Raw genomic sequence first — 21,142 nt, 5'->3', positions numbered from 1 at the left:
CCTGGATCGCCTGGATCGCCTGGATCGCCTGTGAATCCTGGGCTTTCAGCGTGAGCACTCGGCGGCGACACGCCGATGAACTCCGCCGTGGGTTCACGATCAAAGCCGTGGTGTCACATTAGATTTCGCCAGCGCCGCCCGCACCCGCCGGACGATGCCTTCGGGCCGGTCTTCCGCGACGACCCGGACGACGATCCACCCCATCCGCTCGAGCATCTCCAGCCGCTGGATGTCTTTGACGTATTGCCGTCGGTCGGTGCGGTGTTGATCACCGTCATACTCCACGCCGACCATCGACTTCGGAAAGCCCAAGTCCAAGTAGGCTACCGGTAAGCCGTCAACGCCCAGCACCGGAATCTGGGTCTGCGGCCGCGGCAGACCCGAGTCGATCAGGAGCAGCCGCAAGTAGCTTTCCCGCGGCGACTGCGAACCGGGATCGACCAGGTCGAGCGCGGTCTCCAGTCGCCGCAACCCGGGCGTGTGTGGGTGTGCCGTGGCGACCCGCAGCACGTCGTCGACCTTGAAACCCGTTGCGCGGGCCAGCGCGTCGAGCCGGACGACAGCCGAGCGGATGGCCCCACGCCGCCCGATATCGAAGGCGGTTCGCTCCGGTGTGGTCACGGTGAGACCGTCGCACAGCTGCGTCTCGCCTCCACACAGCGTTTCCCGACGCGTCAGTATCCCGTCCGGCGGTCGACTGTTGCTGTGTATCAGCTCAACCGGCACACCGTCGGGGATCCACCTGGCGCCGTGCAGGAAAGCGGCGGCGGCCCCCGCGATAACGGCTTGGCCCCCAGACCACAGCCAGGCCGCCCGCATGCGCATCCTGAGCGACGGCACCAAGTGCTCGGGCACATAGACATCCGGAAACACCGCGCGGTATCGGGTCCGCAGCTGGTGCCGACTCAACGCGGCATAGCGCAACGCCTCGCTGCCGACAAACGGCTCCTCCATGCCGCGACCATCGCACGTCGACCGCGTCGCGCGAGTACTTCTGTGCACAGGCCGCGGGACCCTTGCGGGCGGGACAATCGAGAGTGGACCTACCTCGGCCACGAAACCGCAGAGGATCCGCGAATGGGCGAGATTTGTCGCTTGAAGGCGACGGTTCCGATCACGGTGCTCGCGCTGGAAACGCTCGCGTTGACCGGTTGCGCCGCCGGCACGCCGAAAGCGCCGTCGGGCTCTTACTCAAATCGAAGGAAAACACAGCGAAATCTCAGCTGCAGGACGCACAGTTATCGGATGGGAGGCCAGTCCACCGCATGGGTCAGCACGGCCCGCATGCTGCGCCGGGCCGGGTTCGGGGTGACCGGTCCGGAGGTCGACGCGGTCGTCGGCCGGGACTGGCCCGGCTACGTGGACGCGATGCTGGCCACCGATCCCGACGCCGACCCGGGCGCGGCCGCCACGCCGATGCCCGCCCTGGACGCACCCAGGCGGCCGGGCAAGCGCGCCACGCCGGCGGCGCGCAGGCAATACAACCAGCAGGTGACACAACAGTTGGGCGCGCTGTCGGATTGGTGGATCCGCCGCATGGTCGGTGTGCGGCAGCCCGTGCACGAAAAGCTGACCCTGTTGTGGCACAACCACTTTGCCACCTCGGCGCAGAAGGTGCGGGTCGCGGCGTACATGGCCGCGCAGAATCAGAAGCTACGTGCGGGGTCGCTGGGCGATTTCGGCGCACTGGCGTACGCGATGCTGACCGACGCTGCGATGCTGCGCTGGCTGGACGCGCCGCGCAGCACCGCCAAGGCGCCCAACGAAAACCTGGCCCGCGAATTCATGGAGCTGTTCGCGTTGGGACACGGCAACGGCTATACCGAAAGCGACGTGCGCAACGGCGCGCGGGCCCTGACGGGATGGGTCATCGGTCCCGGGGGCTTAACATCCGTGGCACCCAAACGCCATGACGCGAGCGCCAAGACGCTGTTCGGGCAGAGCCGCAACTTCGATGCCGCCGGATTCTGCGACACCGTGCTGGCCCAACCCAAATCCGCCGTATACGTCGCGGGACGGCTGTGGCGGCAACTGGCGTCCGACGACCCGCCGTCACCCCAGGTGCTCGACCGGCTGCTCGCCGGCTACGGGCCCAACCGCGACCTGCGCGCGCTGACCCGGGCGATCCTCACCGACAACGAATTCACCGGTAGCCACGCCGCGCTGGTCAACACCCCGGTCGAATGGCTCGTCGGCGTCATCCGGGCGCTGCGGGTGCCCGTCGACGACCCGAAGCGCCTGAAGATGGTCGACGCGACACTGCGCACGTTGGGCCAGCGGCCGTTCTATCCGCCCAGCGTCGGGGGCTGGCCCAGCGGCCAACTCTGGCTGTCTACCGCCAGCGCCGGGACCCGCCTGCGCGCCGCGACCGAATTGGCGCACGCGGGCGACCTCTCGGGCATCGAGGACACCGCCGCGGGCGACCGCGTCGACGCGGTCGGTTATCTGATCGGCGTCGGCTCCTGGTCGGACCGCACCGTCAAGGCCCTGCAGCCGCTGGTGCGCCAACCGGCGCTGCTGGTCGCGGCCGCCGTCAACACTCCCGAATACCTGACGTCCTAGCGAGATGCCATGCCCGAGTTGAACCGTCGCCGATTCCTGATCGCCAGCGCGGGCGTCGGCGCGGCCGGCCTGATGTCGGCCGTCAGTTGGCCCGACCTGATGCGCGCAGCCCGGGAACGGCCGCTGGCCGCTGGCGCCGGTGTCCTGGTGATCGCCACCCTCTATGGCGGCAACGACGGCATCAACACCGTGATTCCCTACGCGGACAACGCCTATCACGACGCCCGCCCCGAACTCGCCTACGCGCCGGGCGATGTCTTGCACCTCGATCAGCAGCTGGGGCTCAACCCGGCGATGAAAGGGTTGGCGGGTCTGTGGAACCGGGGGCAACTGGCCGTCGTCCGCGGCGCCGGCTACCCGAAGCCCGACCACAGCCACTTTCGGTCCATGGATATCTGGCAGACGGCGTCACCGGCCGAGCCGGTGTCGACCGGCTGGATCGGCCGCTGGCTCGACACGACCGGAGATGATCCGTTGCGGGCGGTCAACATCGGCGCCGTCCTGCCGCCGCTGGCCGTCGGCGCGAAGTGCACGGCCGCAGCGCTCTCGCCGGGCGGCGCGCCGGCTAAGGCGGAGCGGTTCGGCGCGGTGATGACCGCGCTGGGCGACGACGATCCCGACGACACCCCCGCAATGGCCGCGGTGTGCAAGGCCTACCGCGCCGCGCGCACGGTCGACACGACGTTCGCGTCGGTGAAACCCGCCGCCAAGGAACGTAACTCGCTGTCGTCCCAACTGGGCGCGGTGTCCCAGGCCATCAAGGCCCGGGTACCCGCGCGCGTGTACACGGTGCAGCTGGGCGGCTTCGACACCCACGCCGGCGAACGCGGGACCCAGCAGCGCCTCCTGCAGACCTTCGACGAGGCGGTGACCACCTTCGTCCACGAGATGGCCGGGCGCGACGTGGTGCTGCTGGCGTACTCGGAATTCGGGCGCCGGGTGCGCGCCAACGCCTCGCAGGGCACCGATCACGGCACCGCGGGCCCCGTTTTCCTCGCGGGCCCACCCGTCAAGGGCGGTTTCTACGGCGAACAGCCCAGCCTCACCGACCTCGACAACGGAGACCTGAAGTACACTACAGATTTTCGTGACATCTACGCCGAGTTGCTGGCGCGAACGGTCGGGACGGATCCCACGCCGGCAGTGGGCGCCGGACGAAACAGCCTGGGCTTCCTATCCGCCTAGGACACTCACGCAGTCGCGGGCGATGGCCAGCTCTTCGTTGGTCGGGACCACCAGCACGGCGATCGGTGAGTCGTCCGCGGAGATCTGGCGCGTACCCTTGCCGCCGCCGAGGTTGCGGCGCTGATCGAGGACGATGCCCAGCTCCTCCATGCCGGCGACCGCGTCGCGGCGCACCGCCGGGTCGTTCTCGCCGATCCCGGCGGTGAAGCTGATGACATCGGTGTGCCCCAGCACCGCCAGGTAGGCGCCAATGTACTTGCGCAGCCGATGCGTGAACACGCTATATGCCAGTTGCGCTGCCTCGTCGCCGGATTCGATCATCGTCCGCAGCCGGCGAAAGTCGCGCTCCCCGGACAGACCCAGTACCCCGGAGCGCTGGTTGAGCATGGATTCGATGTCGTCAACGCCCATCTCGGCCGCGTGCGAAAGGTAGGCGACGACGCTGGGGTCGATGTCGCCGCTGCGGGTGCCCATCACGAGGCCTTCCAGCGGCGTCAAACCCATCGAGGTGTCCAGCGGCCGGGTGCCGGCGATCGCCGAGGCGGAGCAGCCGTTACCCAGGTGCAGCACAATCTGTTTCAGGTCACCGACCGATCGGTCCAGGAACGCGGCGGCCTGCTGGCTGACGTAGTGGTGCGACGTCCCGTGAAACCCATACCGGCGGATCTGATACCGCTGCGCGAGGTCGCGATCGATGGCGTAGGTGGCCGCCGCGGGCGGCAGGTCATGGAAGAAGCCGGTGTCGAACACCGCGATGTGCGCGAGGTCGGGCAGCAGTTTGCGCGCGACCGCGATTCCCTTGAGCGCGGGCGGATTGTGCAGCGGGGCCAGCTCCGACAATTGTTCGAGCCTGCCGATCACCGCGTCGTCCAGCAGCGTGGGTTGATAGAAAGTGTTGCCGCCGTGCACCACTCGATGGCCCACCGCGGCGATGCCGCTCGCCCCCAGGTCGATGCCGTCGTCGGCCAGCGTGTCGAACGCGCGGCGCAGCGCCGCATCGTGGTCGGGAACCGACGATGATTCCTCGCTGATGCGCTCGATGAGACCGGTCGCCCGCGCTTCACCCGAATCGGGATCGACCAGTTGATATTTGAGGGATGACGAGCCGGAGTTGATCACCAGCACCAGGCGTGTGCGCTCGCCGCTGTCCGTCATGGCTGCCCCTGGGCCTGGATCGCGGTGATGGCCACGGTGTTCACGATGTCTTCGACCAACGCGCCGCGGGAGAGGTCGTTCACCGGCTTGCGCAAGCCCTGCAGCACGGGCCCGATGGCCAGCGCGCCGGCGCTACGCTGCACCGCCTTGTAGGTGTTGTTGCCGGTGTTGAGGTCGGGGAAGATCAACACCGTGGCGCGGCCCGCCACCGGCGAATCGCGCAACTTGGTGGCAGCGACCGAGGGTTCGATCGCGGCGTCGTACTGGATGGGTCCCTCGACGGGCAGGTCGGGGTTCCGTTTCCGCACCAATTCGGTTGCCGTCCTTACCTTGTCGACGTCCGCGCCGGTACCCGAGTCGCCGGTCGAGTACGACAGCATCGCCACCCGCGGTTCGATGCCGAACTGGGCTGCAGTGCGCGCCGACGAGATCGCGATGTCGGCCAGCTGCTCGGGCGTCGGATTCGGGATGATCGCGCAGTCGCCATACGCCAGCACGCGATCGGGCAGACACATCAAGAAGATGCTGGACACCGTCGAGACATCCGGGACCGTCTTGATGATTTCGAATGCGGGCCGAACGGTGTGGGCGGTGGTGTGCGCGGCGCCGGACACCATGCCATCCACGTGGGAGTTGTGCACCAGCATGGTGCCGAAATACGTGCTGTCGCGCATCGCCTCGCGCGCCTGCTCGACGGTGATGCCCTTAGCCTTACGCACCTGTGCGTACTGCTCGGCGAACTCGTGGCGCAGCCGGCTGCTGCGCGGGTCGATCACCGTGACGTCACCCAGGTCGACTCCGAGTTCCGCTGACCGATGCCGGATTTGGGCCTCGTCGCCCAGGATGGTCAGGTCGGCGACGCGGCGCTGCAGCACCCGGCCGGCGGCCCGCAGGATCCGGTCGTCGTCACCCTCGGGAAGCACGATGTGCTTGCGATCCGCGCGCGCCCGCAGCGTGAGCTGGTGAATGAACATCTGCGGTGTGATGACGGTGGGGATCGGGATGGCAAGCTGCGCCAACAGATCGGTGACGTCGACATGGCGGTCCATCAGCTCCAGCGCGGTGTCGATCTTGCGCTGGGAGGTCGCCGTGACCCTGCCCCGGGCCGACGCCGCCGCGCTGGCGGTGTCGTAGGTGCCCAGGGCGGTGGCGACGATCGGCAGCCGCAGCCGCAGTCCGGCGACCAGCGCGGCGATGGACGGGTGCAACGCGAAGCCGCCGTTGAGCACGATGCACGACAGCGACGGAAAGCCTTCCGCGGCGTGGGCACTGGCAACCGCGAGCACCACGTCCGAGCGGTCACCGGGCGTGATGACCGCGATGCCGTCGCGCAGCCGCTCCAGCACGTGGTCGGCGGTCATCCCCGCGACCAGCACGCCGGTGACCTCGCGTTCGCGCAGCGACTCTTCGCCGCTCACCGGTGTTCCGGCGACCGCCTTCTGGAGCTCGGCCACCGTCGGGGCCGACAGCAGTGGCTCCTCGGGCAGCACATAGCTGCGCTGCGCGAATGTGCGCAGCGCCTCGGCCACGTCGGCCAGCTCTCCCGGCTCACACCGGTTGGCCACCACCGCCGCGGTGTGGGCGTGCTGGGCGTCCAGCTCGGCCAGGCAGACGTCGACGACGCTGGCGATCTCGGCGGCGGTGCGCCCCTTGCCGCTGACCGTCAGCAGCAGCGGCGCACCGAGGTTGACCGCAATGCGCGCGTTGGTCGTGAGTTCCGCGGGCCGGGTGACGTCCGTGTAGTCGCTGCCGACGATCACCACCGCGTCGCACGCCTCGGCGACCGCGTGATAAGCGTCGAAGATGCGGGCGATCGCGGCGTCACCGTCGGCGTGCAGCTGCTGATAGGTGACGCCGACGCACTGCTCGTAGGACAGACCCGCGGTGGTCCGTGTCAGCAGCAGTTCAAGGATGTAGTCGCGCTCACCTGGTTCAGAACGCGTAATCGGCCGGAACACACCGACTTTGGCGACAGTCGCGGTCAACCGGTGCAGCAACCCCAGCGCGATCGTGGACTTGCCGGTCTCCGGCTCGGGGGCGGCGATGTAGATCGCAGACACAGAACCGGTTGCCACCCCGTGCGCCTATCCGGCCAGCCGCCGCAGCCGCGGCGCCAGGTCCTTCTCGAAGAGCTCCAAGAACCGGCGTTGGTCATGGCCGGGCGCGTGGAACACCAGGTGGTTGAGGCCCCATTTCACGTACTGGCCGACCTTTTCGACCGCCTCGTCCGGATCGGAAGCCACGATCCAGCGCTTGGCGACCTGCTCGATGGGCAGTTCGTCGGCGGCCTTCTCCATCTCCAGCGGGTCGTGAATGCTGGTCTTCTGTTCGGCCGTCAGCGACAACGGCGCCCAGAACCGGGTGTTCTCCAGCGCCTTGTCCGGGTCGGTGTCGTAGGAGATTTTGATTTCGATCATCCGGTCGACGTCGTCGGGATTCTTTCCGGCGGCCTCCGCACCCTCCTTCATGGCGGGCATCAGCTTGTCCTTGTACAGCTCCTCGCCCTTGCCGGAGGTGCAGATGAAGCCGTCGCCCGCGCGACCCGCGTACTTGGCCACCTGCGGACCGCCGGCGGCGATATAGATCGGGATGCCGCCCTCCGGAACGTCGTAGATCGAGGCGCCCTTGGTGTGGTAGTACTCGCCCTCGAAGTCGACGCGGTCGCCCAGCCACAGTTCGCGCATCAGGCGCACCGATTCGCGCAGCCTGGCATAGCGTTCCTTGAACTCCGGCCACTCGCCCTCGTATCCGGTGGCTATCTCGTTGAGTGACTCGCCGGTGCCGACGCCGAGGAAAATCCGGTCCGGGTACAGGCACCCCATCGTGGCGAACGCCTGCGCGATGACGGCGGGGTTGTACCGGAAGGTCGGCGTGAGCACCGAGGTGCCCAGCACCAGCCTCTTGGTGCGCTCGCCGACGGCGGTCATCCAGGCCAGCGAGAAAGGTGCGTGTCCGCCCTCGTGCCGCCAGGGCTGGAAGTGGTCACTGACGGTTGCGCTGTCCATGCCGTGCCCTTCGGCGGCGACAGCGAGTTCGACGAGCTCGCGCGGTGCAAATTGTTCAGCGGACGCTTTGTATCCGAGTTTCAGTTCAGCCACGAGTCTTTTCTACTCCTGTGCCGATGGTCGCGACCCGTCCCCCACGCGTGGGAGGTGCCCCCTGCGCCTGCTTCTACACTCGCGGGCATGGGGTTGGCGCCAACTCTCGTGCAAGTGACCGACACGGTGTACCTCGCCCAGGGCGAGGCCGTGAACTGGACGCTGGTCGTCGACGGCACCGGCGTGATGCTGATCGACGCCGGATATCCCGGCGACCGCGAGGACGTGCTGGCGTCGCTGCGGGAGCTGAGTTACGGCCCCGGCGACGTGCGCGCCATCCTGCTCACGCACGCCCACATCGACCATCTGGGCTCGGCGATCTGGCTCGCCAACGAATACGGCACCGACGTGTATTGCCACGCCGAGGAAGTGGGCCACGCCAAGCGCGAGTACCTGGAACAAGCGTCGGTTTTCGATGTCGCCCTGCGCATTTGGCGGCCGCGCTGGGCGGCCTGGGGGCTGCACGTGCTGCGCAGTGGCGGCCTGATTCGCGACGGCATCCCGTCCACCCGGCCGCTCACCGACGAGGTGGCCGCCGGGCTGCCCGGCCACCCCACGGCGGTCTTCACCCCCGGGCACACCAGCGGCCACTGCTCGTACGTGGTCGACGGCGTGCTGGTCAGCGGCGACGCGTTGATCACCGGGCACCCGCTGCTGCGGCGCGGCGGGCCCCAGCTGCTGCCGGCGGTGTTCAGCCACAGCCAGCAGAATTCGCTGAAAAGCCTGGACGCACTGGCCCTGCTGGACACCGAGGTCCTGTTGCCCGGGCACGGCGACGTGTGGCGCGGCCCGATCCGGGAAGCTACCGCGCGGGCCGTCTCACTGGCCGGCCGCAACTGACTTCGGGTGAGATCGCCGTGGCATCAACGTGCTAGCACATCGGCTAGCCGAGTTGGCAACTCAACCTCATCAAAACTGTTGTGACGGAAGCGAAGTCACGCTAGCCACTTCTCGAACGCGATCGGCAGAAACGGGCCCCACGACGGTAGCGGGTCCGGCGGTATCCGGCTATACCCCGTCGCGTCATAGAGTGCCTCCGCCTCGGGCTGCCGATTGCCGGTGATCAGGTAGAGCCGCCGGTAGCCCCGCGCCAGGGTCTCGGCCTCCAGCGCCGCCAACAGCGCCCGGGCGTAACCGCGACGACGATGAGCGCCGTCGGTCCAGATCCGCTTGAGCTCAGCGGTATTGGCGTCGTAACGGCGAAACGCACCGCCGGTCACCGGTACGCCGTCCAGCACGCCGATCAGCAGCCCGCCGTCCGGTGGCGCCAACTCCGCCCGCGGCACCGGCAACCAGGTCAGGTGGGTGCTCGGCGTGCCGCCGTATCGTTGCGCGTACTCGACCGCGAGTTCGGCCAGCAGCGGCTGTGCCAGCGGGTCGTCGTGAGTCGCCGACACGAACCTCAATTGCAACGAGCTTGCTTCGGACATCACGACAACTCAAACGCGGGTAGCGGTGATGTATTCCGGGATGAATTCGGCGTCGCCGGGTCCGGTGCGGCGCCGCCTGCCCAGCCCCACCGCGCCCAGCAGTTCGTTGATGTCGAGTCCGGCCGTCTGCCAGCCGTTCGATGCCAAATACTCTGGGACATAATGGTATTCGCCGGGGTAGGTCAGGCTGGCCAGGTCGACGTCCAGGCCGCGCTGGCGCCAGCCGTCGACAAAGGCCCGCTCGGCACCGAGCTGCAGCGGATTCCAGGTGGGCATGTGAGCGGCGGTGAACCGGCTGCCCGCGGCGCTCGCGACGGTGACGCCGTCCAGCAATCGTTTCTGCTCGCCGGGCGGCAGGTAGCCGACGAGCAACTGCTCGGCGACCCAGACCGTAGGCTGGGCGGCGTCGAACCCGACCCGGCGCAGCGCCGCAGGCCAGTCCTGGCCCAGATCGATGCCGATCGCACACCGGTGGGTGGCCAATTCGGCGTCCAGCCCGCGCAGCACCTCGGCTTTGAAATCGAGCACTTGCGGCTGATCCACCTCGTACACCGTGGTTCCCTGCGGCCACCACAGCCGGTAGGGCCGGGTGTCCAGGCCCGACGCCAGGATCACCACCTGCCGGATGCCCGACCGGACGGCGTCGGCAAGGAATTCGTCGACGAACCGCGTATGCGCCGCCAGCGCGTCCATCAACCCTGTCATCGCGGGATCGTCGCCGTCGTCCTCGGCGAACACACGGTCCTTGATCGCCCGGGTGAGGTAGTCGATCCCGACGGCGCACAGCAGCGGCTCCGCGAACGGATCGTTCAACAGCCCCTTGTCGGTGGCCACCGCCCGCGCGGCCGCACCGAATGTTGCGCTTACCGCCACGTCGGCCGTCTGCACCATGGTCGTCTCAGACGCCGGAGCGACGCCGCAGGATCAGCCCGGCGGCCACTCGCCAGCCAAGCAACAACAGCGCGGTGACCGTCGTCGCGACCACGACGAAACTCGCCGCCACGCCGGCGGAGGTCGCCTTGCGCAGCAGCATGCCGATGATCACGGTGCACAACCACACGGCGACCCCCGTCGGCGCGACCGCGGCCGGCCGCCGCCACCCGCGAGAGACCAGCCACCCGACGGCGGTACCGGTGAGAAACGGCCACGCCGTCACGGCGATGCCGGTGACATCGAGGCCTTCGTCATGGCTCCGGCGTCCCACGGCGCAGAACACCAGCACACCGACGACATCCACCGCGAGCCAGGCCGGCCGCTGGAGCCTAAGCATGCGGGCAGACTACCGGGACACGGCGCAATCCTTGACCGCGCGGCCGCGGTGAACCTACATTCGTCAGCAATGAACAGCCATTCACGCGCCGGCCTCGCGGTGGTGACCGGCGGCCTGACGATGGCAGGCTGATCACATGAGCACTCAGACACCACCCGCCTTCGACCGCGACGATCCGCTCGGCCTGGACGCCTCGCTGTCCAGCGATGAGCTTGCCGTGCGCGACACCGTGCGGGGATTCTGCGCCGAGCATGTCCTGCCGCACGTCGCGGAATGGTTCGAAATCGGCGACCTGCCGGTGCGCGAACTGGCCAAGGGCTTCGGTCAACTCGGCCTGCTCGGGATGCATTTGGACGGGTACGGCTGCGGAGGGGCGTCGTCAGTGCACTACGGCCTGGCCTGTACCGAGCTCGAGGCCGCCGACTCCGGTATTCGATCGATGGTCTCGGTGCAGGGCTCGCTGGCCATGTTCGCGATCTGGAACTTCGGGTCCGAGGAGCAGAAGCAGGAATGGCTGCCCGGCATGGCCACCGGCGAGCTGCTCGGCTGCTTCGGCCTGACCGAACCCGACGTCGGCTCCGATCCCGCCGCGATGAAAACCCGTGCGCGCCAAGATGGTTCGCACTGGGTGCTGAACGGACGCAAGCTGTGGATCACCAACGGCTCGGTCGCCGACGTCGCGGTCGTCTGGGCCGCCACCGACGACGGGATCCGCGGTTTCATCGTGCCGACCAGGACGCCGGGATTCAGCGCCAACACCATTCACCACAAGCTGTCGCTGCGGGCCTCGATCACCAGCGAGCTGGTGCTCGACGACGTGCGGGTGCCGGCCGAGGCGATGCTGCCCGAGGCCAAAGGGCTGCGCGGGCCACTGTCCTGTCTATCCGAGGCCCGCTACGGAATCATCTGGGGCTCGATGGGTGCGGCCCGCTCGGCCTGGCAGGCCGCTCTCGATTACTCGACTCAGCGCACCCAATTCGGCCGCCCCATCGCCGGCTTCCAGCTGACCCAGGCCAAGCTCGTCGACATGGCGGTCGAACTGCACAAGGGCCAGCTGCTGTCGCTGCACCTCGGCCGCCTCAAGGACAGCGGCGGGCTGCGCCCCGAACAGGTGAGTTTCGGCAAGCTCAACAACACCCGCGAGGCGATCAAGATCTGCCGGACCGCGCGAACCATATTGGGCGGCAATGGAATATCCCTGGAATATCCCGTCATCCGGCACATGGTCAACCTGGAATCCGTGCTGACGTACGAGGGGACGCCCGAGATGCACCAGCTGGTCCTCGGCCAGGCCTTCACCGGCAGCGACGCCTTCCGCTGACTCCGAGCATCGATGGCCGCACACCTGGAGTACACGTCCGAGCATCACCAGTTCCGGGAACTGGTAAGCGATTTCGTGCGGCATACGGTCGTGCCCAATCACGAGCGTTGGGAACGGGACGGCCAGTGGGATCGCTCGCTGTTCATCGAGGCGGGCAAACTCGGGCTGCTGGGCTTCTCGGTGCCCGAGCATTTCGGCGGCCCGGGCGTGAGCGATTTCCGCTACAACGCGATCGTGATCGACGAATTGCAGCGCGCGGGTGCCGCCGCCGAGGCCATCGCCTTCACGCTGCAAAACGACGTGGTGCTGCCCTATCTCACCGATTTGACCACACCCGAACAGCAACAGCGCTGGCTGCCCGGCGTGGTCACCGGCGAGACGGTGCTCGCCATCGCGATGACCGAGCCCGGCACCGGCAGCGATCTGGCCGGCATCCGCACGACGGCCGTGCGCGACGGTGACGACTACGTCGTCAACGGCGCCAAGACGTTCATCTCCAACGGGCAGATCGGCGATCTGTTCGTCATCGCCGTGCGCACCTCGCCGGACCGGCACCACGGGCTGTCGCTCCTGGTCGTCGACCCCGCCACACCCGGCTTTTCCCGCGGCCGCAACCTGGAGAAGATCGGCCTGCACGCCCAGGACACCAGCGAGCTCACCTTCACCGATATGCGGGTGCCGAGGGCCAATCTGCTCGAAGCCGAGGGCAGGGGTTTCTACCAGCTGATGAAGAACCTGCCCCAGGAGCGGCTCGCCCTCGGGGTCGGGGCGGTGGCCGCGGCGGAGGGCATTTTGGCGCAGACCCTCGACTACGTGCGCGACCGCACGGCGTTCGGCTCACCGATCGCCAGCTTCCAGAACAGCCAATTCGTCCTCGCCGAGCTCGCAACCGAAATCGACATCGCCCGTACCTATCTCGACGACTGCCTCGCCGAACACCTGGTGGGTGAGCTGACCGCCGCGCGCGCCGCCCGGCTGAAGTGGTGGACCACCGACCTGCAGGTGCGCACCGCGGACCGCTGCCTGCAGTTGCACGGCGGATACGGCTACATGCGCGAATACAGCGTGGCGCGCGCCTTCGTCGACGCCCGCATTCAGACCATCTACGGCGGCACCAACGAGATCATGAAGACGATCATCGCCAAGGACCTGGGCATCTGAGGTCTTCATTGGTCACCGATTACAGCGATCTCCCCGCCGAGGAGGCGGTGCGCGCGGCCCGGGCCGGCTCGCGGCGCCGCCAGGTGCTGGATGCCGCGGTCAAGGTCATGGGCCGCAACGGGTTTCACCAGATGTCCATGCAGGACCTGGCCGCCGAAGCCAAGGTCAGCGTCGGCCTGATCTACAAATACTTCGGCGGCAAGGAGGACCTGCTGCTCGCGACGATCGTGCGGATCCTGGACGCGTTCCGCGACCAGCTGGCACCGGTCATCGCTGCCGCCGGCGACGACGTCGTCGACCAATTGACCGCGGGTGTGCGCCGCTATGCCCAGATCGTCGACGAGAACCTCGACGGTGTGGTGCTGACCTATCGGGAGAGCCGCACGCTCGGGTCGGCCGGCCGCGCCCAGATCAAGGACCTCGAAATCGCCAGCGCCGCACCACTGCGCGCGGTGATCGAGGACGGCATCGCCCAGGGGGTCTTTCGCGGCGTCGACGTCGACCTGACCGTGTTCGACATCATGCTGCTCGCCCACGGCTGGGCGCTCAAACAGTGGCACTTCGGGACGATCTATGGCATCGACCAGTACATCGCGTTGCAGACCCGGCACGTGCTGACCGGATTGATCGCCGACGACCACCGCGCCGACTACGCGCACGTGCTGAAATAGGGGTCATGAGACTCACCGCCCGCCCGTTTCGCAGCATGATCTTGCTGCTGGCGCTGGGCGCCGCCGCCGGTATGCCCACGGCGGGTGCCGATCCCGCCGGGACGCTTCCCGCGATGACGTCCAGCGGCGGTGGCCCGATCATCGGCGGCGGCAGCAACGCCGGCATCGCGCAGCAGCTGTTCACCTTCGGCAAGCCTGACGTGCAGGAGGTTGACGGCTCGGACGCCGCGCAATTCATCACGACCGCCGCCGCGGGCACGAATTCGCAACTGACCGCGCCCTTCTCGCTGATGCGCCGCGCGCTGGCATGCCAGACGAACAACGCCGGATTCGGGGCGCGGGCCTATCGGCGCAGCGATGGTCAATGGGGAGGCGCGATGGTGGTCGCGGCCAAGACCGCTACGCCGAATGTCGACGGCCTGGTCGCCTGCGCCAAGACCAACTGGCGCAGAGCCACCGCCGGCACGCCGAGTTCGCTCTGCAACTCCGGCTGGAGCACCCCCAACACCTTCGAGAGCCGCCGCGGCGAGACGTACTACGTCCTGCTCGCCGGCACCGCCGACGACTTCTGCAGCGCGGTCAACGGCAAATTCAAGGACAACTCCAACGGCTGGCCGTTCTAGGGGCAGCCGAGTCATAGGCTGGGTCTGCGCCGCAGGGGGCTTGCGGAAAACAGAAGGGGTGAGCATGTCGCGTCATCACGTCGTCATCATCGGAAGCGGATTCGGCGGGCTGAACGCGGCCAGGGCGCTCAGACGGGCCGACGTGGACGTCACCCTGATCTCGAAGACGACGACCCATCTGTTCCAGCCGTTGCTGTACCAAGTGGCCACCGGCATCCTGTCCGAGGGTGACATCGCCCCGACCACCCGGCTGATCCTGCGGCGGCAGAAGAACGTCCGGGTGCTGTGGGGCGAGGTCAGCGAGGTCGATCTGACGGCGAAGACGGTCACCTCGCACCTGATGGGCATGCAGACGGTGACGCCGTTCGACAGCCTCATCGTCGCTGCGGGCGCGCAGCAGTCGTACTTCGGAAACGACCAGTACGCGGCCTTCGCCCCCGGCATGAAGAGCGTCGACGACGCCCTCGAGCTGCGGGCCCGCATCCTCGGCGCGTTCGAGGCCGCCGAGGTTGCCACCGACCCGGCCGAGCGGCAACGCCGCCTGACGTTCGTGGTCGTCGGCGCCGGGCCGACCGGGGTCGAGCTGGCCGGCGAGATCGTGCAGCTCGCCGAGCGGACGCTGGCCGGGGCGTTCCGGACGATCACCCCCAGCGAATGCCGGGTCATCCTGCTGGACGCGGCACCCGCGGTGCTACCCCCGATGGGCCCCAAGCTCGGCCTCAAGGCGCAGCGGCGGCTGGAGAAGATGGACGTCGAGGTTCAGCTGAACGCGATGGTGACCGCGGTCGACTACATGGGCATCACGATCAAGGAGAAGGACGGCGGCGAGCGCCGCATCGAATGTGCGTGCAAGGTGTGGGCGGCGGGGGTGCAGGCCAGCTCGTTGGGCAAAATGATCGCCGAGCAGTCCGACGGGACCGAGACCGACCGCGCCGGAAGGGTGATCGTCGAACCCGACCTCACCGTCAAGGGGCATCCCTACGTCTTCGTGGTCGGCGACCTGATGTCGGTGCCCGACGTCCCCGGCATGGCGCAGGGCGCCATCCAGGGGGCGCGCTACGTCACCAAGCTCATCAAGGAGGCGGTGAAGGGCCACGACGATCCCGCCAACCGCAAGCCGTTCAAGTACTTCGACAAGGGCAGCATGGCGCTGATCTCGCGGTACAGCGCCGTCGCGAAGGTCGGCAAGCTGGAGTTCGGCGGCTTCATCGCCTGGCTGGCCTGGCTGCTGCTGCACCTGTTGTACCTGGTTGGCTTCCGCAACCGCATCGCCGCCATGTTCTCCTGGGGCATTTCCTTCCTGGGCCGCACGCGCGGCCAAATGGCCATCACCAGCCAGATGATGTATGCCCGCCCGGTGGTGGATTGGGTGGAGCAGCAAGCGCAGGAGGGAACCCTGGCGGCGGCCGAACGCATCGACGCGGCCGAGAAACAGGCGGGTTAGCTCAGCGCCCGATCGATGTCGGCGATCAGATCGTCGGTGCCTTCCAGCCCGACGGAGATGCGCACCACGCCGTCACCGAGTCCGATGGCCGCGCGGCCCTCCGGGCCCATCGCCCGGTGCGTGGTGGTCGCGGGATGTGTGACAAGGGATTTGGCGTCGCCGAGATTGTTCGAGATGTCGATCAGCTGTAGCTTGTCCAGCACCTCGAAGGCGCGTTGCTTGGCCTTGCCGTCGGGGCAGTCGAGCGCGAACGTGATCACCGTTCCCCCGCCGGACATCTGACGCTTGGCCAAATCGTACTGCGGGTGCGAGGTCAGATACGGGTAGCGGACCCAGCTCACCGCCGGATGGCTCTCCAGGAATTCGGCGATGCGGAAGGCCGAGTTGTTGCTGTATTCCACCCGGACCGCCATGGTCTCAAGCCCTTTCACCAACACCCAGGCGTTGAATGCGCTCATCGCCGGGCCGGTGTGCCGCATCAGCTTCTGCACCGGGCCGTCGATGTACTCCTTGTCGCCCAGGATGGCCCCGCCGAGCACCCGGCCCTGACCGTCGATGTGCTTGGTGGCGGAGTACACCACCACGTCGACGCCGAGCGGAATGCCCTGCTGTAGAAGCGGTGTTGCAAATACGTTGTCCAGCACCACTTTTGCGCCCGCGGCGTGGGCAAGGTCGCTCACCGCGGCGATGTCAACCAGCGACTGCATCGGATTCGACGGCGTCTCGAAGAACACCGCAGTGGTGGGCACCGACAACGCCTGCTCCCACTGCGCCAGGTCGTCGCCGTCGACGAAAACGGTTTCGACCCCCCAGCGCGGCAGGATCTCGTTGCACACCACGAAACACGAACCGAACAGGCTGCGCGACGCGACCAGCCGGTCCCCCGCCCCCAGCAGCGCGCCCAGAGAGGTGAACACCGCCGCCATGCCGCTCGCGGTGGCGAAGGCCGCCGGGGCCCCTTCCAGCAGGCGCAACCGCTCCTCGAACATCGTCACGGTCGGGTTGCCGTAGCGCGAGTAGACGAAGCGGTCCACCTCACCGGTGAACGACCCCTCCGCAACCGCCGCGGACTCGTAGACGTAGCCCGACGTCAGGAACATCCCCTCGGCGGTCTCGTCGAAATTCGAACGCAACAGGCCGCCGCGCACGCCGACGGTCGCCTGGCTGACGCCGTCGGGCAGCGCCGCGGGCACGCGAACGGAATCGTTGTCGGCTGGGGTCATCGCCGGCTCAGCCCTGTTTCCAAGGCAAACCGATTGCGCGCCAACCGGTTTCGCCCCGATGGCCGTCGGCGTCGAGTTGTCCCTCGAAGCCGTCCAGGACGTTGTACGCCGGCGTGATACCCAGCTGCGTTGCGACCTCGGCGGCGCCGATGGAGCGTTGTCCGGAGCGACACAAGAACAGCACGGGGCGCTGCGCCCCGGTCTCTTTCACCTGCTCGCGCAGTTGGTCGGCGAAATTCGGGTTGCGCTGCCCGTCGGAGGTATTCCACTCCAAGAACAACACCTCGCGGCCGAGGCTGGACAGATCGGGTACACCGACGAATCGCCATTCGGCGTCGGTGCGCACGTCGACCAGCACGGCGTCGGGGTTGTCGCTGAGCAGCTTCCATGCCTCCAGGGGCGAGATGTCCCCGGCGTAGGAGTGTGCGCGCTCTGTGCTCATGCTCGTTTCCCTCATTGTTCGTTGTCAGCCACCCTATCCGCGCGACGGCGGTCAAGCCCCGGCCGGACTGCCCCCAGCCCCCGCAGCGGTATCTGACCTGCGATGCTATCGAGGCCGTCGCCGCACTGAGCTGGGGGCGGTCGATTCGGCCGAACGGCCGCGCGGGCTCAGCCGGATGACTCTGGCGCGGCGAGCCGCCCGGCGACCTGGCCGGCGCGCTCGCGGGCGGCCGTCACCTCCGGTGCCGTGGCCAGGGCGCGGTAGCCGCGCCCGACCACCCGCAGGTCACTTTCGGGCACGCTCAGAGCGCCGGTCAGCGCGGCGGGACCATGGGAGGCGACGGCATCGATCGCGCGGGCGGCGGCCGGCGAAACCATCATGGTGTCCACCGGCAGGCCCAAGATGGTGCGGGCCTGCAGTTCGAACGCGGAGAGTCGCTGGCTGCGCAACGTCACCCAGACCGTGTCGGTGGGGTGGGACGTGACGTCGACGAAGTACACCTCGTCCCCGTTGATCATCAATTCGACGGCGAAGACGCCGCGGCCACCCAGCGCCTTCACTATGCGCGCGGCGATCGACTTCGCGGCGTCCGTCGCCGCCGCACTCATCTTCTGCGGTTGCCACGATTCCAGCACCTGCCCGCCGGAGTCACGATGACCGATGGGCGAACAGAATTCGATCACCGGACCCTCGGGCCCGTCGCCGCGCACGGCCAGCAGCGTCACGTAGAACTCGACCTCGACCACGGTTTCGGCCAGCACCCGCGGCTGTCCGGGGCCCGCGTGACCGCCCACCGCGCGTTGCCACGCCGGCCCGAGGTCCTCGCGCCGCGACGCCACCGATTGCCCCGGCCCGGTCGGTCCGGTCACCGGCTTGATCAACAAGGGGTAGCCGGCGTGCGCGCCCACCGCTTCGAGCTCGCCCAGCGACCCGACGAACCAGAACGGCGCGGTGGGCAGCCCCAACTCGTCGGCGGCCAGCCGGCGCAAGCCCTCGCGGTCCGCACTGAGCCGCACGGCGCGAGCGCTGGGCACCAGCTCGGTGTGGTTCCCGCCGGATCCCGAGGCCAGCGCGTCGAGCGCACCCACGGCGACGGCGTCGCTCGCGGTCACCACGAAGTCGGGCTGCAGCCGCCGCAGTGCCGCGGACAGCTCGGCCGCGTCGGTCAGCGGGAGCACCAGTGCCTGGTCGGCCACCCCGTGCGCGGGCGCGTGCGGATCCTGGTCGACGGCGACCACCCGGGCTCCTAGGCGCCCCAGGTCGATCGCCAGCTCGCGGCTGATCTCGCCAGAACCCAGCAGCACCACCGTCGGCCTGTCGTCGGCGGGGGCGGAATGGGCGTCGGCGGGCGCGGGAGCTTGCTGGGGCACGACGAGCGCCGTCGTTTCGTCGTCCCGTCCGTCGGTCACGCCGTCAGTCACGGCTCAAGGATAGGTCGGTTCCGAATGTGGGAGCCCGGGCTCGCCCGCTGACGATGCGGCCCGCGCGGCGGGGTGCTGAGGAAGCGGGCCATCCGGCCTCAGGGCTGGCCTGGGAGTAACTGCACCATCAGGCCGTTAGCCTCGGCCAGCAGCGCGCCGTCCTCGTCGATTAGTTCCGCGGACACGAACGCCTTGCGACCCTCGGTGCTGGTGACCCGTCCGCGCACCGCCAACGGCACGTCGATCGGGGTGATCTTGCGGTAGTCGACATGAAGGAATGCCGTCCGGCTGATCGGGCGGTTCGAGGCGTGGGACACCATGCCGAACATGTGATCAAACAACAGCGGCAGCACGCCGCCGTGCACCGCATGGTTGCCCCCGACGTGAAACCGGGTGAAATGGCCCCGCATCTCGCAGCCGTCGGGCTCGTATCGCGTCAACGTCCACGGCGGCAGCAGCAGACTGCCCATGCCGGGCAGGCCCGGCGTCCGGCCGGCCGGCGCCTGCCCCTCCACGGCGGCCTGAAACGGTCCCAGCAGCTCGGTCAGCGCCTCGACTCGATCGGCCGCGTCGTCCCACAGGTCGTCGCCGGGGTCAGCCGACACAGCGAGGTCCTGCAGCCGCCGCATGGCCGCCACGAATCGCCCGAATCCCGGCCCCGGGTCGGCCACCCCGTATTCCGGGAAGCCGCCGTGGTGCTCGTATTCGGGGTCGAGGTCTTTGGGATCGGAAGCGGCGTCCGTCACGGACGGGCCGCCAGGACATCGCGGCGCACGATGGTCTGCTCACGGCCGGGCCCCACGCCGATGCACGAAATATGTGCTCCGGCAAGTTCTTCCAGCCGCAGCACGTAATCGCGCGCTTTGGCGGGCAGGTCGTCGAATTCCCTTGCGTGCGAGATGTCCTCCCACCAGCCGGGCAGTTCTTCGTAGACGGGTTCGGCGCGGGACAGGTCGCTTTGCGTCATCGGCATCTCGTGGATGCGCTCACCGTCGATCTGGTAGCCGACGCACACCGGAACCGTTTCCAGACTGGACAACACGTCGAGTTTGGTCAGGAAGAAGTCGGTGATGCCGTTGACCCGGGTCGCGTAGCGGGCGATGACGGCGTCGAACCAGCCACAGCGCCGGCGCCGTCCGGTGGTGACGCCGAATTCGCCGCCCGTCTTCGACAGGTATTCGCCGTTCTCGTCGAACAGCTCGGTGGGGAACGGGCCCGAGCCCACGCGGGTGGTGTAGGCCTTGAGGATGCCTAGCACGGCGGTGATCCGGGTGGGGCCGATCCCCGAACCCACGGCGGCGCCGCCCGCCGTCGGATTCGACGACGTCACGTAGGGATAGGTGCCGTGGTCGACGTCGAGCAACGTGCCCTGCGAGCCCTCCAGCAGCACCGCCTCGCCGGCCTCCAGCGCGGTGTTGAGCAGCAACCGGGTGTCGGCGATCCGGTGTTTGAAGCCCTCGGCCTGCTCCAGCAGGGCCTCGACCACCTGGTGCGGATCCAACGCCTTGCGGTTGTAGATCTTGACCAGGATCTGGTTTTTCAGTTCCAGCGCGGCTTCGACCTTGTGCGTCAACACCTCCCGATCCAGCACGTCGGCGACCCGGATGCCGATGCGCGCGATCTTGTCCTGGTAGCAGGGGCCGATGCCGCGGCCGGTGGTGCCGATCTTCTTGTTGCCCATGTAGCGCTCAGTGACCTTGTCGATGGCCACGTGGTAGGGCAACAGCAGGTGCGCGTCGGCGGAGATGAGCAGCCGGGAGGTGTCGACCCCGCGGTCTTCGAGGCCCTTCAGCTCGTCCAGCAACACCCCGGGATCGACCACCACGCCGTTGCCGATGACGTTGGTGACGCCGGGGGTCAGCACTCCCGACGGGATGAGGTGCAGCGCGAAGTTCTCGCCGGTGGGCAGGACGACCGTGTGCCCGGCGTTATTGCCGCCCTGATAGCGCACCACCCACTGAACGCGCCCACCGAGCAAATCGGTGGCCTTACCTTTGCCCTCGTCGCCCCATTGGGCGCCGATGAGGACGATTGCCGGCATGACACGCTCCCACCTGATCTCGCCTGCGTATTGTGGTCCAGCCGGTGACCCACCCTAGCCTGGCGACCGCGCGGGCCACCGGTGGCCGGCTGAGG

Annotated in this window: 20 protein-coding genes; 8 read left to right on the top strand and 12 right to left on the bottom strand. The window is 68.2% G+C overall.

From position 1 onward, the window contains the following. Positions 1–99: 99 nt before the first annotated feature. Positions 100–954, bottom strand: coding sequence for a hypothetical protein (locus AC5Y4H_RS23660; RefSeq protein WP_499985826.1), 855 nt, complete (start codon positions 952–954; stop codon positions 100–102). Between the two features lie 291 nt (positions 955–1,245). On the opposite strand from AC5Y4H_RS23660, the gene AC5Y4H_RS23655 reads away from it, so the two are divergent. Further along, a complete protein-coding gene (locus tag AC5Y4H_RS23655) occupies positions 1,246–2,562 on the top strand; it encodes a DUF1800 domain-containing protein (protein ID WP_499985824.1) in 1,317 nt (438 codons plus the stop codon). Between the two features lie 9 nt (positions 2,563–2,571). Then, a complete protein-coding gene (locus tag AC5Y4H_RS23650; protein WP_499985822.1) occupies positions 2,572–3,747 on the top strand; it encodes a DUF1501 domain-containing protein in 1,176 nt (391 codons plus the stop codon). On the opposite strand, the gene AC5Y4H_RS23645 is transcribed toward AC5Y4H_RS23650, so the two are convergent. Genes AC5Y4H_RS23645 through fgd form a run of 3 tightly spaced genes read right to left on the bottom strand, consistent with a single transcriptional unit; the run spans position 3,736 to position 8,000 of the window. Beyond that, a complete protein-coding gene (locus AC5Y4H_RS23645) occupies positions 3,736–4,902 on the bottom strand; it encodes an acetate kinase (protein WP_499985820.1) in 1,167 nt (388 codons plus the stop codon). The two genes, AC5Y4H_RS23650 and AC5Y4H_RS23645, sit on opposite strands and share 12 nt — an antisense overlap. Further along, complete coding sequence (pta, locus tag AC5Y4H_RS23640; protein WP_499985830.1) at positions 4,899–6,962, bottom strand: phosphate acetyltransferase; 2,064 nt, start codon at positions 6,960–6,962, stop codon at positions 4,899–4,901. The genes AC5Y4H_RS23645 and pta overlap by 4 nt, the downstream gene beginning before the upstream one ends. A gap of 24 nt (positions 6,963–6,986) precedes the next feature. Further along, a complete protein-coding gene (fgd, locus tag AC5Y4H_RS23635; RefSeq protein WP_067354132.1) occupies positions 6,987–8,000 on the bottom strand; it encodes a glucose-6-phosphate dehydrogenase (coenzyme-F420) in 1,014 nt (337 codons plus the stop codon). 87 nt (positions 8,001–8,087) lie between these two features. Between fgd and AC5Y4H_RS23630 the strand changes: the two genes are divergently transcribed. Beyond that, positions 8,088–8,840 carry an MBL fold metallo-hydrolase gene (locus tag AC5Y4H_RS23630; RefSeq protein ID WP_499985817.1) on the top strand — a complete coding sequence of 251 codons (753 nt, stop codon included), beginning with the start codon at positions 8,088–8,090 and terminating at the stop codon, positions 8,838–8,840. 95 nt (positions 8,841–8,935) lie between these two features. Here AC5Y4H_RS23630 and AC5Y4H_RS23625 read toward each other — a convergent pair whose 3' ends face one another. The 3 genes from AC5Y4H_RS23625 to AC5Y4H_RS23615 are packed head-to-tail and all read right to left on the bottom strand — an operon-like array spanning position 8,936 to position 10,700. Next, complete coding sequence (locus AC5Y4H_RS23625) at positions 8,936–9,430, bottom strand: GNAT family N-acetyltransferase (RefSeq protein ID WP_499985815.1); 495 nt, start codon at positions 9,428–9,430, stop codon at positions 8,936–8,938. A 9-nt stretch (positions 9,431–9,439) separates the two neighbouring features. Next, entirely contained in the window at positions 9,440–10,321 is an 882-nt protein-coding gene (locus AC5Y4H_RS23620) for a class I SAM-dependent methyltransferase (protein ID WP_499985812.1), read from the bottom strand. A 7-nt stretch (positions 10,322–10,328) separates the two neighbouring features. After that, entirely contained in the window at positions 10,329–10,700 is a 372-nt protein-coding gene (locus tag AC5Y4H_RS23615) for a DUF3054 domain-containing protein (RefSeq protein WP_499985809.1), read from the bottom strand. Positions 10,701–10,836: 136 nt separating this feature from the next. Here AC5Y4H_RS23615 and AC5Y4H_RS23610 point away from each other — a divergent pair, with 136 nt between their 5' ends. The 5 genes from AC5Y4H_RS23610 (at position 10,837) to AC5Y4H_RS23590 (ending at position 15,920) form a co-directional block, all read left to right on the top strand. Further along, positions 10,837–12,021, top strand: coding sequence for an acyl-CoA dehydrogenase family protein (locus tag AC5Y4H_RS23610; protein ID WP_499985807.1), 1,185 nt, complete (start codon positions 10,837–10,839; stop codon positions 12,019–12,021). A 12-nt stretch (positions 12,022–12,033) separates the two neighbouring features. After that, the gene (locus AC5Y4H_RS23605; protein WP_499985805.1) at positions 12,034–13,182 is read left to right on the top strand and encodes an acyl-CoA dehydrogenase family protein; all 1,149 of its coding nucleotides are present in this window, start codon (positions 12,034–12,036) and stop codon (positions 13,180–13,182) included. Positions 13,183–13,190: 8 nt separating this feature from the next. Then, positions 13,191–13,853 carry a TetR/AcrR family transcriptional regulator gene (locus AC5Y4H_RS23600; RefSeq protein WP_499985803.1) on the top strand — a complete coding sequence of 221 codons (663 nt, stop codon included), beginning with the start codon at positions 13,191–13,193 and terminating at the stop codon, positions 13,851–13,853. A 5-nt stretch (positions 13,854–13,858) separates the two neighbouring features. Further along, on the top strand, positions 13,859–14,476 hold the full coding sequence (locus AC5Y4H_RS23595) for a hypothetical protein (protein ID WP_499985798.1): 618 nt from the start codon (positions 13,859–13,861) through the stop codon (positions 14,474–14,476). A gap of 64 nt (positions 14,477–14,540) precedes the next feature. Then, the gene (locus AC5Y4H_RS23590; protein ID WP_499985794.1) at positions 14,541–15,920 is read left to right on the top strand and encodes an NAD(P)/FAD-dependent oxidoreductase; all 1,380 of its coding nucleotides are present in this window, start codon (positions 14,541–14,543) and stop codon (positions 15,918–15,920) included. Here AC5Y4H_RS23590 and AC5Y4H_RS23585 read toward each other — a convergent pair. The 5 genes from AC5Y4H_RS23585 to AC5Y4H_RS23565 form a co-directional block, all read right to left on the bottom strand. Then, positions 15,917–17,143, bottom strand: a complete 1,227-nt coding sequence (locus AC5Y4H_RS23585) for an O-succinylhomoserine sulfhydrylase (protein WP_499985791.1) — start codon at positions 17,141–17,143, stop codon at positions 15,917–15,919. The genes AC5Y4H_RS23590 and AC5Y4H_RS23585 overlap by 4 nt on opposite strands. Positions 17,144–17,150: 7 nt before the next feature. Further along, positions 17,151–17,585, bottom strand: coding sequence for a rhodanese-like domain-containing protein (locus AC5Y4H_RS23580; RefSeq protein WP_499985787.1), 435 nt, complete (start codon positions 17,583–17,585; stop codon positions 17,151–17,153). A 167-nt stretch (positions 17,586–17,752) separates the two neighbouring features. Continuing rightward, positions 17,753–19,006: a formate-dependent phosphoribosylglycinamide formyltransferase gene (gene purT, locus AC5Y4H_RS23575; protein WP_499985783.1), complete on the bottom strand. Its 1,254-nt coding sequence runs from the start codon at positions 19,004–19,006 to the stop codon at positions 17,753–17,755. Positions 19,007–19,104: 98 nt separating this feature from the next. Continuing rightward, entirely contained in the window at positions 19,105–19,752 is a 648-nt protein-coding gene (locus AC5Y4H_RS23570) for a PaaI family thioesterase (RefSeq protein ID WP_499985779.1), read from the bottom strand. Beyond that, entirely contained in the window at positions 19,749–21,047 is a 1,299-nt protein-coding gene (locus AC5Y4H_RS23565) for an adenylosuccinate synthase (RefSeq protein ID WP_499985776.1), read from the bottom strand. Before AC5Y4H_RS23565 ends, AC5Y4H_RS23570 begins: the two co-directional genes overlap by 4 nt. Between the last annotated feature and the right edge of the window lie 95 nt (positions 21,048–21,142).

The organism is Mycobacterium sp. NGS58, assembly GCF_059812385.1.
Note: the sequence above shows the minus strand (reverse complement) of the source record. Positions and strands in the feature narration are given on the sequence as shown.